The organism is Sphingomonas sp. GC_Shp_3, from assembly GCF_026540945.1.
Taxonomy (GTDB): Bacteria; Pseudomonadota; Alphaproteobacteria; order Sphingomonadales; family Sphingomonadaceae; genus Sphingomonas.
Map to the genome: position 1 here is coordinate 72,306 of NZ_JALNUT010000002.1, position 16,508 is coordinate 88,813.

General features: G+C 67.0%; 10 protein-coding genes. 6 read left to right on the top strand and 4 right to left on the bottom strand.

Going from position 1 to position 16,508, the window contains the following annotated elements; genetic code table 11:
• Positions 1–13: 13 nt before the first annotated feature.
• Genes OXR00_RS06140 through OXR00_RS06165 form a run of 6 tightly spaced genes read left to right on the top strand, consistent with a single transcriptional unit; the run spans position 14 to position 8,417 of the window.
• On the top strand, positions 14–943 hold the full coding sequence (locus OXR00_RS06140) for an alpha/beta hydrolase (RefSeq protein WP_267387229.1): 930 nt from the start codon (positions 14–16) through the stop codon (positions 941–943).
• 25 nt (positions 944–968) lie between these two features.
• A complete protein-coding gene (locus OXR00_RS06145) occupies positions 969–1,679 on the top strand; it encodes an acetylxylan esterase (RefSeq protein WP_267387230.1) in 711 nt (236 codons plus the stop codon).
• A gap of 44 nt (positions 1,680–1,723) precedes the next feature.
• Entirely contained in the window at positions 1,724–3,172 is a 1,449-nt protein-coding gene (locus tag OXR00_RS06150; protein ID WP_267387231.1) for a family 43 glycosylhydrolase, read from the top strand.
• A gap of 44 nt (positions 3,173–3,216) precedes the next feature.
• Complete coding sequence (locus OXR00_RS06155; protein WP_267387232.1) at positions 3,217–4,293, top strand: alpha/beta hydrolase-fold protein; 1,077 nt, start codon at positions 3,217–3,219, stop codon at positions 4,291–4,293.
• Between the two features lie 9 nt (positions 4,294–4,302).
• The gene (locus tag OXR00_RS06160) at positions 4,303–6,324 is read left to right on the top strand and encodes a glycoside hydrolase 43 family protein (protein WP_267387233.1); all 2,022 of its coding nucleotides are present in this window, start codon (positions 4,303–4,305) and stop codon (positions 6,322–6,324) included.
• Complete coding sequence (locus OXR00_RS06165; protein ID WP_267387234.1) at positions 6,321–8,417, top strand: glycosyltransferase family 41 protein; 2,097 nt, start codon at positions 6,321–6,323, stop codon at positions 8,415–8,417. Before OXR00_RS06160 ends, OXR00_RS06165 begins: the two co-directional genes overlap by 4 nt.
• Positions 8,418–8,427: 10 nt before the next feature.
• Here the strand turns inward: OXR00_RS06165 and OXR00_RS06170 are convergent, their stop codons facing one another.
• From OXR00_RS06170 to OXR00_RS06185, 4 genes are all read right to left on the bottom strand, one after another.
• Entirely contained in the window at positions 8,428–10,326 is a 1,899-nt protein-coding gene (locus tag OXR00_RS06170) for an NPCBM/NEW2 domain-containing protein (protein ID WP_267387236.1), read from the bottom strand.
• 78 nt (positions 10,327–10,404) lie between these two features.
• The gene (locus OXR00_RS06175) at positions 10,405–12,837 is read right to left on the bottom strand and encodes a glycoside hydrolase family 95 protein (RefSeq protein WP_267387237.1); all 2,433 of its coding nucleotides are present in this window, start codon (positions 12,835–12,837) and stop codon (positions 10,405–10,407) included.
• A gap of 37 nt (positions 12,838–12,874) precedes the next feature.
• A complete protein-coding gene (locus OXR00_RS06180) occupies positions 12,875–15,361 on the bottom strand; it encodes a glycoside hydrolase family 9 protein (protein ID WP_267387238.1) in 2,487 nt (828 codons plus the stop codon).
• Positions 15,362–15,550: 189 nt separating this feature from the next.
• Positions 15,551–16,405: an oxidoreductase gene (locus OXR00_RS06185; RefSeq protein ID WP_267387239.1), complete on the bottom strand. Its 855-nt coding sequence runs from the start codon at positions 16,403–16,405 to the stop codon at positions 15,551–15,553.
• Positions 16,406–16,508: the final 103 nt, after the last annotated feature.

Sequence of the window (16,508 nt, forward strand, 5' to 3'; positions counted from 1 at the left end):
GGAACGAAAACGCATGCGGTTCTTCCATCATCTTCTCGGCTTGGCCCTCGCCGGTGCGACCTGCGCCGTCTCCATTCCCGCCGTCGCGCAGGATGCACGCATGGTGCCGATGGCAGCGCCCGCCGAACCCGGCGCGATCGCGCTGAACACCGGCGGCGTGGCCGGATCGACCGCGCCCGAGGCGTGGTTCAGCCAGTATGGCGTCGCGATGACGCGCAACGTCAGCAGTGCCACGCTTACCCCGTTCCTGCCCGATCCTGCCAAGGCGACCGGCGCGGCGGTGATCGTCGCGCCCGGCGGCGGTTTCCTGATGCTGTCGATGGAGAATGAGGGCTGGCGCGTCGCCAAGGCGTTCGCGGCGCGCGGCATCGCCGCCTTCGTGCTGAAATATCGCCTGAAGCCGACACCGGGGCCGATGCCGCAGTTCGAACAGGCGGTGACGGAAATGTTCGCCAGCGCCGGCCGCCCCGACTCACGGCTGAAGCCCGAGGACGCGGTTGCCGGCCTGTCGAACCAGATCGCCGATGCGCGGGCGGCGTTCGCGCTGGTGCGGTCGCGCGCGGCGCAGTGGCAGGTCGATCCGACACGGATCGGCATGATCGGCTTCTCGGCCGGCGCGATGACGACGATGGCGGTAGCCCTCTCCGCGCCGGACACGAAGCCCGCCTTCATCGCGCCGATCTATGGGTCGATGGAGGCGGTCAAGGTCCCGGCCGACGCACCGCCGATGTTCGCGGTGCTGGCGAGCGACGACCCGTTGTTCGCGCACAAGGGGTTCGGCCTGATCGACTCGTGGCAGCAGGCGGACCGCCCGGTCGAGTTCCACCTCTACGAACATGGCGGCCACGGCTTCGGGCTCGGCAAGGCGGGCACCACCAGCACCGGCTGGTTCGAGGCGATGATGCGCTGGCTCGACACCAACGGCTTGCTCGCCAAGCGGTAATCGCGTGCTCTCAAGGAGATATCTGATGGTTTCGAGACAAAGAGAGAGCTTCCGGTTTCCGCTGCTTGCCGCGATTGCCGCCGCCGCGCTGTGTGGGGGCGGCGCAGCCATGGCCCAGACCACCACGCCCGACCGGCTCGTGCCCTATTTTCAGCCGGTCACGGCGGGGGCGAAGACGCCGGATGCGGACGGCTTTCTCCAGCGCTGGCTGCTGCTCGAACCGATCGTCAAGCCGAACCGCAGCAATTCGGGCTTCACCGGCAGCTACGTGCGCACCGCGCTTACCACCAGATATTTCCCGGGCCAGATGACGGCGGTGCCGCGTGACGGCGACACGGTCACGGTGGCCACGCCGCTGCGCTGGCATGCGCTCGACGCGGTGCCGTTCGACGTGAAGCTGTTCAATTTCGCGCAAGCGTTGAGCAAGCCGACCTATGGCGTGATCTTCCAGGCGGTCACCGTTATCACCAGCCCGCGTGAGCGCAGGAACGTCCGGCTCGCGGTCGGCTCCAACGCGGCGTCGATGTGGTGGCTGAACGGCAAGGAAGCGGTCACGCTGTCGGGCGACCGGCGCATGGTGATGGACGACGTGCTTTCGCCCCGCATCACCTTGAACAAGGGCCGCAACGTCCTGCGCGGCGCGGTCATCAACGGGCCGGGCTTGAGCGATTTCTGCGTCCGCTTCGTCGATGAGGACGGCAAGCCGATCCGCGACATCACCGTGGACGTGAAGTGATGCGCGTTCGCCATCCCCAACCCGCACCGAAGGCAGGAACCGCCATGAAGCATTTCGCCACCGTCGCGCTTGGCCTTGCGGCGTTGATTACCGGCACCGGCGGTGCGCACGCGCAACTGGCCGGCGAACCCTTCATCCACGATCCCTCCACCATCACGCTGTCGGACGGAAAATACTACACGTTCGGCACGGGTCGCGGCGGGCTGGTGTCCGAAGACGGCTGGACTTGGCACAGCGGCGGCGAGCGGCCCGGCGGCGGCGTCGCGCCCGATGTCGTCAAGATCGGCGATCGCTACTACGTCGCCTATGCGGTCGGCGGGGGCGGCATGAACGGCGGCCACGCCAGCGACGTCAAGGTGATGTGGACCAAGTCGCTCGACCCCAAGTCGCCCCAATTCGGCTACCACGATGTCGGCACGGTCGCGTCGAGCGACGGTGTCGAGGATGCCGACGCGATCGATCCCGCCTTCCTCTACACCGGCGGCCACCTGTGGCTCAGTTACGGCACCTATTTCGGCTTCATCCGCATCGTCGAGCTTGACCCCAAGACCGGCGGCCGTCTGCCCGGCAACCAGCCGGTCGACGTCGCGATCGACATGGAGGCGACCGACCTGCTGTTCCGCGACGGCTGGTATTATCTGCTCGGCACGCACGGCACCTGCTGTGATGGCCCCAATTCCTCCTACAACATCCGCGTCGGCCGCTCGCGCTCCCCGACCGGACCGTACCTCGACAACATGGGCGTGCCGCTGCTGAAGGGCGGCGGCAAGCTGGTGATCGACGGGCGCGGGCGGGTGTTCGGCCCCGGGCATTTCGGCCTGATCGACCTTGGCGGCGGCACCGAAAAGTTCTCGATGCACTACGAAGCCGACATGGATCGCAGCGGCCGCAGCGTGCTGGCGATCCAGCCGCTGCTGTGGCGCGACGGCTGGCCGATGGCGGGTGAGAACCTCAAGGCGGGCACCTATGAGATCGCTTCGGCGCGCAGCGGCAATGCGCTTCAGCTCGACGTGGATTTCGTTCGCATCCCGTTCGATTTCCGGCGTTCGTTCTTCGCCAAACCGGGCGAGCCGATCGTGCCGATACCGGACCAGACGCTTGCGCAGGATTCGGCCGGCTGGTCGAGCGGCCGTGTCGCGGTCGATATGGGCGAATACATGATCCGCCCACACCAGCAGTGGACGATCACCCCGGTCGCCGATGCAGGCGGCTACATGGGCGCACCCTATTACAAGATCCTGATCGCCGGCACGACCCGCGCACTCGCCGCCACGCAGAATGATGAGGTCGAGGCGGTACCTGCCTTCACCGGTGCGCCCGCGCAATTGTGGCGGATCGACCAGCTCACCGACGGCAGCTACCGCATCTCGCCGAAGCTCCGCCCGACAGGCGGCGGCGACCTTGCGCTGATGGCGATCGGTGCAAGCACCCCGACACTGGCCGCCTTCGACCCGACAAGCGACAAGGGCCGCTGGACGTTCAAGACGCCCTGACCCGTCAACCGCTCACCCCGTTCCGTTCGCAAGGATTTCCCACAATGCCCTCGATCCGCTCCCGCCTCCGCCACTGGCCGCTCGCGCTGCTGCTCACCGCCGCCATGCCGGTCGCGGTCGCGGCGCAGGTCGCCACCAATCCGCCGCCCGCCGTGCCCAATGCGCGGCCGGTGACGATCGAGCACATCAAGGTCCACGCGCCATCGATCGAAGGCAATCTCGAAGGGGAATCGGCCGATCGCGACGTTCTGGTGGTGCTGCCGCCGAGCTACGCCGCGTCGCCGAAGCGGCGGTATCCGGTGGTGTACGCGCTGCACGGCTATTCGATCGGCGCGGAGCAGTGGAGCAAGGAAATCCACCTGACCGAGGCCAGCGCCGGTGCGTTCGCCAAGGGCAGCAAGGAGATGATCCTCGTCCTCCCGGATTCGAAGACCATCCATAACGGCTCGATGTATTCGAGTTCGATGACGACCGGCGATTTCGAGACGTTCGTGTCGCGCGACCTGATCCGCTATGTCGACGCGCATTATCGCACCATCGCCAACCGGGACAGTCGCGGTCTCGCCGGACATTCGATGGGCGGCTACGGCACCGCCCGGATCGGCATGAAGCATCCCGACATGTACGGCGCGATCTACATGATGAGCCCGTGCTGCCTCTCCGCGCGGACCGCCGGCACGATCGACCCGGCGGCGGCGGCGACGCTGGAGGCGTTGAAATCGCCCGCCGACTCCGCGACGCTCCCGTTCATGCTGCGCGCGCAGCTTGCCTCCGCCGCGGCGTGGTCGCCCGATCCGAAGGCACCGCCGCTCTATCTCGATCTGCCCACCAAGAACGGCGTGGTGCAGCCCGATGTCCTCGCGAAATGGGCAGCGAACGCGCCGCTTGCCTTTGTCGATCAGTATATCGGCAACCTCCGGCAATACCACGCCATCGCGATCGACGTCGGCGATCAGGACGGGCTCAAGGTCGATGCCGCCAAGCTGCATCAGGTGATGGCGGATTACGGGATCGCCAACAGCTTCACCGTCTACCCCGGCACGCATACCAGCAACGTCGCGACGCGCGTTCAGGAGAATGTGCTGCCATTCTTCAGTGCCAATCTGAAGTTCGAGCGGTAAGACGGCAGGATGACGATTACGGTTAAGCTTTGCGCGCGGACACGGCACGCGCTGATCGCGGGCATTTGCGCGCTGGTCGCACCATGGAGCGTGATGGCGGCGCAAGGCCCGACCTGGACCGCCGATAACGGCAACGGCACCTACACCAACCCATTGTTCTATGATGAATTTTCCGATCCCGACATGATCCGCGTCGGCGACGATTTCTACCTGACCGGCACGACCATGCATGCGATGCCGGGCCTGCCGATCCTCCATTCGCGCGACATGGTGAACTGGGATTTCGTCGGCTACGCGCTCGATACGCTCGATCTCGGTCCGGCGTACCGCCTGGAGGGCGGCAAGAGCATTTACGGACAGGGCATCTGGGCGCCGAGCTTCCGCTATCACGACGGCACCTTCTACATCTTCAGCAACGTCAACCACGCCACCACGCAGATGTTCACCGCGCGCTCGCCCAAGGGGCCGTGGACGCGCACGCCGATGAAGCGGACGTTCCACGACCTGTCGGTGCTGTTCGACGATGACGGCAAGGTCTACGTCGTATGGGGCTATCAGGAACTGCATCTCGCGCAACTCGACGCCAGCCTGACCGACATCGTGCCGGGCAGCGAGCGGATCATCACGCAGAAGGGCACCGGCCTCGGCGAAGGCTCGCATTTCTACAAGTTCGGCAAGACCTATTACATCACCACCGCCGAATATGCCGGCAGCTTCCGCATGCCCGCCGCCCGCGCGCCCTCGCCGCTCGGCCCGTGGGAGATCAATCCGTCGATCAGCGAGCATGAGGATTTCGGCGAGCGCAAGGGCTATCACCTCGCCGGCGGCAAGGATGTCGCGCACATCCTCCCGCCCGACCCCACTGACCGCGACCACTTGTCGATGCATCAGGGCGGCATCATCCAGACACCGAAAGGTGACTGGTGGGGCTGGTCGATGTTCGAGGGCAATTCGGTCGGCCGGCTGACCGCGCTGTCGCCGGTAACGTGGCAGGATGGCTGGCCATATTTCGGATTGCCCGGCAATCTTGGCCGTTCGCCCCGCACCTGGATCAAGCCGATCGCCTCCAGCGCGCCGCCACACGCGCCTTACGTGCGCAGCGACAGCTTCGACGGCAAGCTCAGCGCGGTGTGGCAGTGGAACCACGTGCCGGATCCGACGCACTGGTCACTGAGCGAACGGCCGGGCGCGCTACGCCTGCACACCCTGCCCGCGGCCGATTTCCTCGCGGCCCGCAACACCCTCACCCAGCGTGCGATCGGCCCGCAATCCACCGTCACGGCGGAACTCGACGCGAGCGGCCTCGTTGCGGGCGATGTAGCCGGATTAGCCCTGCTCAACCGGCCGTATGCGTGGCTGGGGGTGGAGCGAAGCGCGAGTGGCCTGTCGATCGTCCGCTTCGACGAGAATGGCGGTCGCGTCGCGGTCGCGCCATTCACGGGCAGCCACCTGTGGCTGCGCGCGGCGTGCGACTTCGACAGCGAGCAGGCCCGCTTCAGCTACTCGACCGACGGCCAGCACTTCACCGATCTCGGGCCGGACTTCACGATGGTCTATCAATTGATGACCTTTCAGGGCGTGCGCTACAGCCTGTTCGCATACAATCAGCGCGGCGTTGCCGGCGGCCACGCGGACTTCGCCAGATTCGACGTTCACGAAGCCAGACCGGAAAGCCGCCCGGCCATCCCATATCGCAAGGACATCACACTGCGCCCGATCGGCGCGACGCCCACGCCGGCATTGTTGCAGCCGCGTTTCAGCGTTCAGGATCGCACGCTCGGCCGGGTCGCGCTGGTACAGGGTACCCGCGCGTTGACGGTCGCCGCGGATGGTGGCGTATCGCTGGCACCAGTCCGCCCTGGTCCGGCGCAGAGCTTCCAATGGATGGAGAGCCTGAGCGGGGGCGCGGTGCTGATGTCGCTCCAGACGAACCGCTATCTTCACGTCGATGCCGCCACCGGAACGCTGCGCGCCGACAGCGCCGGGCCGACCGCCGACAACGCCGATCTGTCCCGCTTCATGGTGCGATGACGCCGCGCGAGCTGCTGGGCGCAGCGCTCCGCCACCACCAGAGCGGGCAGCTCGACGCGGCGGAGCAAGGCTATCGTGCCGTATTGGCGATCGAGCCGCGCCATGCCGATGCGCTGCATCTGCTCGGCGTGGTCGCGCATCAGCGTGGCGATCACGCCAGCGCGCGGCGGCTTATCGCGGACGCGATCGCCCAGAACAACCGCGTCGCGGCGTTTCACAACAACCTCGGCAACGTGCTGGTCCAGCTCGGCCGGCATAGTGAGGCGGGCACTGCCTACGCCCGCGCGGTGCAGCTTCAGCCCGCCCATGCCGAGGCGCACGCCGGGCTGGCCGGCGCGCTCGCCCACCAGGGAGAATTGCCCGCCGCGCTCACCGCGATCGACCGCGCCATCGCGCTGCGGCCGCACGATGCCGGCAAGCACGTCAACCGAGGCAATATCCTCGCCGCGATGGGCAGCGGCGAAGCGGCGATCGCAGGCTATCGCCGGGCGATCGAACTGGACGCCAAGCTGCCCGCCGCGCACAACAATATCGGCCTTGCGCTTGCCAAACGCGAGGATTTCAGTGGGGCGGTGCACTGCTACCGGCACGCCATTAGGGTCGCTCCCGATCATGCGGACGCCTATCTCAACCTCGGGAACGCCTTGCAGGAAATCGGAGATACCGCCGGTGCGGCGGATGCCTACCGCGCCATGTTGCCCCGCTGGCCTGACCGCGCCGATGCGCGGCTGGCGCTGGCGATGACGGCGATCCCGATGATGCCGCGCACCGCCGACGCGGCAGCGGCAACGCCCGTCGCGTTCGCCGCCGCGCTGGACGATCTCGCCGCATGGGCGAACCGCGCGCCGACCAGCCTGCATGCGGTCGCTGGAACCAGCCAACCTTTCTACCTCGCCTACCGTAACGGCGACGTGACCGCGCCGCTGCGCCAATATGGCGATCTGGTCGCCACCCCAGCGCCCGCGTCACCACGCCACGCGTCGCCTGGTGACGGTCGCATCAGGCTTGCGATCGTCAGCGCGCAGGTGCGCGATCATCCGGTGTGGCGGATCATCCTCAAGGGCCTGCTCACGCATCTCGACCGCAGCCGGTTCGCGGTGACGCTCTATCACCTCGGCACAATGTCCGACGCGCAGACGGAATGGGCGGCGAACACTGTCGATCACTTCGTCACCGGCGCCCGCCCGGCGGCGGCCTGGCAGGCAGTGATTGAGCAAGGCCGACCCGACATCATCCTGTACCCGGAAGTCGGCATGGACCCGGTGACCGGCACGCTTGCGGCCAAGCGCCTCGCCCCGGTGCAGGCCGCCTTCTGGGGTCATCCGATCACCACCGGGCTGCCGACCATCGACCTGTTCTTCAGCGGCGCGGCGCTGGAAGCCGCCGACGCCGATCAGCACTACCGCGAACGGCTGATCCGGCTGCCGCGCACCGGCGTCTGTCTCGACTGGCACGCCGGACCTGCGGAGCCGTGGCGCGGGCCGCCCGGTTCGCCGGATATTGTCCGCTTCGCAATCTGCCAGCAGCCGATCAAGTTCGATCCCGCCGACGATGCGCTGCTGACGCGGATCGCGCGTGACGCCGGCGTTTGCGAGTTCTGGTTCGTCATGCCGCGCCGCCAGCGATGGGCCGGCGAGCAGCTCGTCGAGCGCCTCCGCACCGCTTTTGCGCAAGCCGGTCTGAACCCGGATAGCTATATCAAAACCACCGAGTGGATGACCGCGCCGGCCTTCAACGGCTTTCTCGACGCGATGGACGTTTATCTCGATTGCCCCGCCTTCTCCGGCTTCACCACCGCGTTGCAGGCCATCCAGCGCGGCCTGCCGATCGTCACGCTGGAGGGCCACTTCCTGCGCCAGCGCCTCGCCGCCGGGTTACTGCGCGACCTCGGCGTGCCCGAGGGGATCGCAACCTCCCCCGACGAGTATGTCGCGCGCGCCACCGGCTGGGCGGCCGAAGCGCGCGACGCGGCCGGCCGGGCAGACGCCCGCGCAACCCTGCGTGGGGCGGCGGCAGGTGTAGTCTCCGACCCCGCGCCGATCCGCCAAGTCGAGGCAGCGCTGCTCGCCTGCCTCGACACCCGCCCGGCCTGAAGCTGCTCGCTCAGCGCGTCAGCAGCGCCGCGTCGGCCCATGTCACCGGCAGTGGCGCGGCACCCGTGTCCGCCCGCGCGACCAGCTCGATGATCTTCACTCCGGTCACATCGGCGGTGATCGGCTGCCCCGCCTGCCCCCATTTCACCGCACGGCTGGTGGCGAGGGGCTTGCCATCGCCATAAACCGTAAACGTCGCCGCGCGATCCGTGTCGCGCGCGGAATCGTTGACACCGACGGTGGCGGTGAACCGGCGGTACCCGGTGTTGCGAACCTCCAGTCGGGAGTTCGCCAGCACGCCGATGCCGGTGCCGAACATCTTGCCGTCGATCTCCAGCGCCTCGCCATACGGCGCGCTGTCCGGCTGTGCGCCGCCCCATCCCGCGTAGATCGGCCGCTCGCCGCTGCCGCGCGTGCCCTGCCAGCCGCTTGCCGACCGGTGGATCGTCGGGTCCGGCGCGGGCTGCACCACGCCGTCCACCGCCGGGTTTACGTTGCCCGGCTGCTCGGACAGGTAGAGGCCGTTGTCGAGACCATGCGTCCCGTGCGCGCGGAACAGCAACGTCTGGTGACCATCGAGGTGCAGCTTCACAGTATCGCGGAAGCTACGCCGCGCACCCGTCCACAGATCAACCAACGCAATGTCGGTCGCGTTCCTGAACTTCATGTGCGCGGCGGTCAGGTCTACGTCGATGGGCACGCCGCCACGGTTGAACACCGCCACCGCCTTGTCGCCGTTGCTCAACGTCTTGACGAAGATCTGCAACTCGTCGCTGTCGAACGCGACCACCGCCTGATTTCCGGCCGGGTCCTGATCCACTGCGATCACCTCGGCATTGCCGAACACGTCGAGCAGCGCCTTGGGTGCGGTGCGCAGGTCCATGCCGATCATCAGCGGCGCGTTGATCATCGCCCACATCGACAGGTGTGATCGCGCCTCGGTCAGGTGCGCCGCGTCGAAATCGCCCTTGCCGATATACAGCATGTCCGGGTCGTTCCACGATCCCGGATGCGCATACAGCGCCCGCTTCGCCGCACTGTCGAAATTGGTGAGCATCCGCCCCCAGTTCGGGTTGATATCGTCGCTCGTGCGCGAGATGTTGCCGAAATCCTTGCCCCAGCTGCGCACGTTCGCCGCGCCCCAGATGCACAGCGACAGCAGGTAATCGCCGTCCGGATTGTCGCGCACCAGCGCGGCGTTGATCTGCCGGAACAGCGACTGCACCGCGGGGATGTTCGATCGCGCGACAAATTCCATGTTCAGGATCGGCGGCAACGCGCGGTATTTGGCGGACACCACCTTCTCGCTGTCCGCCCCAAAGGCGCGCAAGCCGCAGCCGTCCACCTTGATGAAGTCGAACCCCCATTTGGCGAAGTACAGCCCGATATCCTGATCGATATGGCCGTAAAGCCCGACCTCCCGCTCGGCGACCGAACCCTTGGGCAGATCAGTATCATCGGGCGAATAGGCCTGCGAACAGGTGTTGCGGCCAAGATCGGAGTAGATCCCCGCCTTCAGCCCCATCGCGTGCAGCCGATCTGTGACCGGCCGGAAGGATGGATCGGCACCCGCCTTAACGGTCGAGGGCCAGCGCGTTGAACGGATCAGGAGCTGCCCGTCTGCGACGCGGCGCTGCGCCCACCAACCATCGTCGATGTTGACGTAGCGATAGCCCTTCGCCGCCAGACCGTCCCGAACGAGCGCCTGCGCCGAACCGAGGATCTTGTCCTCGTCGATATCGGTCGCGAAGGCGTTCCAGCTGCTCCATCCCATCGGCGGGGTCTGAGCGCGGCCCGCCGAATACGCGCTCCACCGGCTCGTCGGCGCGAGCGGGTCGTCCTTCGCCTGCGCGGTCGTCGCAGTGGCGAGCGCGAACAGCGCGATCATCGCGCCGCTTACCGTCTTCATGATATCACGTCTCCCCTTCATCGGCGGACCCCGCGCGCTTACGCAAACGATGGCACGATCAGCCCCGTCGAGCCTCTATCAAGTCCAGCGCCGCGTGTATCGCCCTGATGACGCGATCTCGGCCTTGTAGCGTTCGGCACCATGCCGGATGGCAATGGTCGTTGCCGCCGGTCCCTGTATCGTCAGCGCCGAAGGCTGACCGCCTCGCCACGCCAGATCGACGCGCAACCCGCCGCGCGCGCGGAAGCCCGCGATCGACCCGTCCGGCCAGGCGGACGGCAGCGCCGGCAGCAGGTGGAGTTCGCCGCCCCAGGATTGCAGCACCATCTCCAGGATAGCGGCACTGCCGCCGAAGTTGCCGTCGATCTGGAACGGCGGGTGCGCGTCGAACATGTTCGGATAGGTGCGCTTGGGTCCGAGCAGGCCCGTCAGCACGGCATGGGCATGGTCGCCCTCCCCCATGCGCGCCCACAAACATGCCCGCCACGCGGTCGCCCAGCCAGTGGAGAGATCGCCGCGCCGACGCAGACTCACCTTGGCGGCTTCGATCAGGGCAGGCGTGTCGCGCACATTGATTTGCCCGCTCGGGTATACGGCGTAGAGATGGGAAACATGGCGGTGGTGCGGCTCGGGCGCTTCAAGGTCCCAGTCCTCCAGCCATTCCTGTAGCTGCCCGGCCTTGCCGATCCGGTCCGGCGCGATCCGCGCGCGCGTGGCCTCGACCTGCTGCAACCACGCATCGTCCCGCCCCAGCCGCCGCCCGGCGACAAGCGTGTTGGCGAACAGGTCGCGGATGATCTGCCGGTCCATGGCCGGGCCGATGCACAGCGACGATCCGAACGGATGCATGTTCTCCGGCGACAACGACAGCGACGTCACCAGCCCGCGTCCCTTCGGGTCTTCGATCAGCGTATCGAGGAAGAACTGCGTCGCCCCGCGCAGCAGCGGGTACACCCGCGCGAGCAGCGCGGTTTCGCGCACATGATCCCAGTGGTCGAACAGCGCGTTGCACAGCCATGCACCGCCGCACGGCCACAACCCCCACAGTGGCCCGTCGATCGGCGCGGTCGCGCGCCACAGATCGGTGTTGTGGTGCGCCACCCAACCGCGCGCGCCGTACATGTCGCGCGCGGTGGTTGCCCCGCTGATCGACAGATCCTCGACCATGCGCAGCAACGGTTCGGTGAGCAGGCCCAGCGCGGCGGGATCGGCCGCCCAATAGTTCATCTCGGTATTGATGTTGATCGTGTATTTGCTGCCCCACGGCGGACTGGTACCCTCGTTCCAAATCCCTTGCAGGTTGGCCGGCTGCGTTCCCGGCCGCGAAGACGCGATCAGCAGATAGCGGCTATAGTGCAGGTACAGCGCGGCAAGGCCGGCATCGCTGCCGCTTTCGCCGCCCGCGATCCGCTCGTCAGTGGGCAGCGCCGCCGCCGCGCTCGTGCCGAGGTCGATCTTCAGCGCACCGAACAGCGCACCGTGATCGGCGATGTGGCGCGCGCGCAGAGCGGCGTAGGGCTGATGTTCCGCCGCCCTGCCCGCCGCCCGCGCCTTGGCGATCGCATCGCCGCCGGTGTCGCGGAAATTCACGAAGCTGGTCGCGGCACTGATCAGCAGCGTGACCGCCTTCGCGCCGCGCACGTGCAAGCCGCCCGCGTCTGCGACGATCCTGCCGTCGCCCAGCGCAGCGACGCGAAGCGCATAATGCAACCCGGCAGGAATGCCGCTGGAGGCGACGTTGCGCCCGGCGATGAGAATCGCACCGGCGCCGTCCGCCGCGATCGTGACGTCCGGCGGCAACGCGCCCGCATCCTCACGCAGCAGCCAGTCGGTCGCAACGACGCCCTGCGGCAGCGTCCCCTCGGCGAACTGCTCGCGCGGCGTCGCCACCGCACGCGGTGCACGATACGCCAGATCGAAGTCGAGCCGTCCGCCCGCCGCCTTCAGCCGGACGACCACGACCTGATCCGGGTGCGACGCGAACACCTCGCGCGTGTACCGAGCCGCTCCTTGGGCGAAGTGCGTTGCGGCGATCCCCGAAGCGAGGTCCAGTTCGCGTCGATATTCGGTCGGCTGGCGCGCGCCGACAAAGCTCAGCAACAGATCGCCGAGCGAGCCATACGGCATCTGCGCGATCGGCTTGCCCATCATCTTGGCGGAGGCGAGATCGGTGGCCTCCTTGTAGCGACCCGCCGCCAGCAGCGCGCGCACCTCCGGCAGCGCCGCCAGCGCCTGCGGATTGTCGGCGCAGTACGGCGACCCGGCCCAGAGCGTGTCCTCGTTGAGCTGCAAACGCTCCTGCCCGACCCGGCCGAACACCATCGCGCCGAGCCGCCCGTTGCCGACCGGCAGCGCCTCGGTCCACGCGCCCGCCGGCTGCCGGTACCACAGCCGCTCGTCGGCCTGACGCTCCGCCGCGCGCGCCGCCAGCAGCGCCGGCGTCATGACCGCGAGGCCCGCCGCCAGCGCTTCGCGCCGGTTGATGTCGAACGGTGCGTCGGTCGCTGCCAACATCGTCTCCTGAACCGGCTTCACCACCCTTGCCGGCTTACGGCTTTTCGGTGGTCGCCGCCATCGCCGCGCGCGCCGCGAGGATATAGGCGGACGTGGTGCTGACGGTATATTCGTTCTCGAACCACAGGAACGGCCAGTCGGTCTTTACCTCCGGAAAGTCCGGTTTGACGATCAACATGCCCGGCTCCAACCCGCCCGGGATGAAGCTGTAGTCGGCGCGGTTGTGCCCGTAGCCGATCAGTTTCGACGCAGTGCCGACGGTGGAGACGAACGACAGATTGTTCGCCGGATGCCGCCCCAGCACATAATCGATCGCGTTCAGCGTGTATTCGGTGCCGACCAGTTCCGGAAACGCCTGATGCAGCAGATACATGGTCGTGCCGAAGCTCACCACCTGGTTGGACCCGGCCCACGACCCCTCGCTGATCGGAACGCCAAATGGGTTGTTGACGACGGTGCTATCCACCTTCGCCTTCATCGCCCGCACCAGCGGCGCAAGCTGCTGGCGGTAATCCGCGTCCATGAACGGGATCGCGCGGACCGCCGCGCCGCCGACCCATTCGAAGTGCTGGCGGATCACCGGCAGCAACTGCCGCAGCCGCGTGGCATAGGTGCGATCGCCCTTGCTGGTGATGAGCAGTTCGACCGTGGCGACCACATTGGCGTTCTCGGCCGAACGCGGCGAGGTGGAATCGTCACGTCCGTCGCCGCCCTTGATCGTCCCGTTCTGCTGCTTTGCCCACAGCGCCTTGGCCGCGGAAAGTGCCTCTGCCGCCAGCGCCGGGTTGCTTGCGGAAAGCGCGCGGCTGGAACTCGCCAACGCACCCGCGATCGACAGGTCGTTCGCCGGAAGATCGGTGGTGAACGCCCACCGATCATCGGGTTTGCCGGACGCGCCGTCCTTGCGCTCGTCCGGCTTCAGCGCGGGATCGTAGAGCAGGCCGTCGGTCTGCGAGCCGGAGTCCCCCAGATGCGCATATTGCCGTAGCGTCGGATCGACGATGCCGACGATGGCATGGCCGAACGTCTTGTACTGGGCGAGCAGTTGCAGCGTGCCGTGGGTGATCTGCTGCACCGCATCCTCGACGCCATCGGGCTTGCGGATCTCGACCGCGCGCGCGGCTTCGTCGACGCTGGTCTCGTCCCAGTCGAGCCCGAACAGTTCGCGCGCCCACACCAGATCGCGGATGACCGACGCATTCTCCGGCGTCTGGATGTCATAGTCGCCGGCATCCTGCCAGCCGCCCACCGCCAGCCCGGGAATATGCTCCCCCGCCTTGAACGGAGAATCCAGGTTGGGGCCCATCTTGTAGCCGTCGAAGTGCACATGGTTCGCCGGCGCCTGGCGGGCATCGTCGAGGTGCGAGGGTGCCGACCACACGCGATACTGCTCGCGAATGCCCATATGGTCCATCTGTTCGGCAAGGAAGGTGTCGAGCGAGGCCTGCCAGATGTGGCCGTAGGCGTCGGCAGCGATCCGGAACGGGTTGGTCGTGGCGCCTGCGTAGGAGATGGCATAGACGCCCGGCTCACGCACGCTGGAGAAATCGAACGCGGCGTAATTGTAGCGCGTCCAGCGCCCGCGCGGGGTCAGCGTGCCGCGCAGCACGGACTGCTTGCCACCATCGGCGGTGAGCTTGACCAGCTCCGCTTCCTTGGGCGCGTTGAAATTGGGGTCGAGCTCGATCATCGCGACCTTGCGGCGATCCGGCGTATAGCCCGCTTGATTGAACGACACGACCGGCTGACGCACCCAGTTCTTCTCGACATTGGGGCGGACGTGCCACACGATCGCATTCTCGCGCGCGCCGGCAGCCACCAGCGACCGCACGACGAACCAGCCGTTCTGCGCGCGATTGCGGGCATCGTAGATCGCGAGCGGCGCCTTGTCGGAGGTGATGGTGACGCGCGTCAGTGGGTCCTCCGGCGCGAGCGTGAGCGACTTGCCGCCCGATGCCATCGGCAGCGGATCACCGGACCCGTCCTTCGCCATCGGGCCGGTGGGATGGCGCGGGAACAGGCCGGGCGCCGTGTCCATCAGATACGTCTTGCCGAAATACGCTGACGGCAGGAAGTCCAGGTTGAAGCCGACCTTGCCCGCCAGACTGGCGGGCAGCGGCTGATCGAGATCGACCGCGATGCGGAAGCCCTCGCCCTCGGCCGTGACCTTCACGTTGTAGGCAAGGTTCTGCGCCTTGTAGGCGGAGCGCACCACCACCTGGTTCGGCTCGCTGCCAAGCGTGCGGCTGATGAAGGCGGGTACCGGCGCCCACTGCTCGGGCGTCTTGTCGAGGCGAATGGCGCCATCGGTGGCGATCCGGTCGCCGTGCAGCACGATCTGGATGCCGGCATTCTTCTCGTCAAAGAAGATCGGGCTGAACTGGTTCTGGTCAACGATGACGCTCAGGCCCTGCGTCTCCAGCGTCTGCGCCGGGGTCACCGCCAAAGTTTGCGCCTGTACCGCGCACGCACAGTTCAGCATGCTCGCAGACGCGAGCAGCGCGATGATCGATCGCTTCACAGGTTCCCTCTCCGCTTATTGGTAGCGCTATCTTTATCGAAGCTGTCATCTACCAGAGCTTGGGTCAACCCCGAAAAATGGCGCCACTGCCAGCATTTGCGTCTCGGGCGGGGTTATAGAACCCCGCCCGTTGATGGCGCTACCAAACTGCCGAGCCCGTTGTGGCGAGCCCAGCAGCGGGGCAGCGCTTCAATCCTGTGCGGCGTCCGGGAAGTCTGTTGCAAGGCTTTCGGCACGCTGGCTTTCGATCTCTTCGATACGCTCCCGAAGCTTCGCGGTTGCGGCATCGATGCCGAACTTTCCAAGCACGAAGTGGCGTGGCGCTTCCGCGCGCTCGGTAAGGTCGATGATGGCCTGCGCCGCACGGACCGGGTCGCCCGGTTGATTTCCGCTGTAGCCGCTGGTCGTCTTCATCCGCGCAGCGGCGGTGTCGGCGTAATCCGCGATATGGCTTTCGGTCTGCTTCAGCGAGCGGCCCGCCCAATCGGTGCGGAACGGCCCCGGTTCGACACAGGTTACCTTGATCCCCAGCGGCCCGACCTCGGCCGCAAGCGCGTCCGACAGCCCCTCGACCGCATGCTTGGTCGCGGCGTAATAGCCGGAGGCGGCAAAGCCGATCAGGCCGCCGACCGAAGTGATGTTGATGACATGTCCGGAACGCTGCTCGCGCATGATCGGCAGCACGGCGCGTGTCAGCGCGAACAGGCCGAAGACGTTGACGTCGAATTGCGCGCGGATTTCGGCGTCTTCCCCCTCCTCGACCGAGCTTTGGTAGCCGTAGCCCGCGTTGTTGACGAGAATGTCGATGCGGCCGAAATGTGCCTTGGCGGTGGCGACGGCGCTATCGATCTGATCCTGCCGGGCAACGTCGAGATCGAGCGCCAGCCCGCGATCGCCCGCATGCTCCACCAGATCCGCCACACGGTCCGCTCCACGCGCGGTAACGACAGCGCGATGACCGCGCTCGAGCACGAGTTTGGCAAGTTCGCGGCCGAACCCGGTCGAACAACCGGTGATGAACCATACGGGGGTTTCATGGGGCATGGCAGACTCCGTTTCGAAATGTCACCGTTGAAACGGCCGAAACGCACCTCGGGTCCGCCATCCGCAACCGAACACCCAGTCCCGCCAAGCCGTTGGTCTGGCG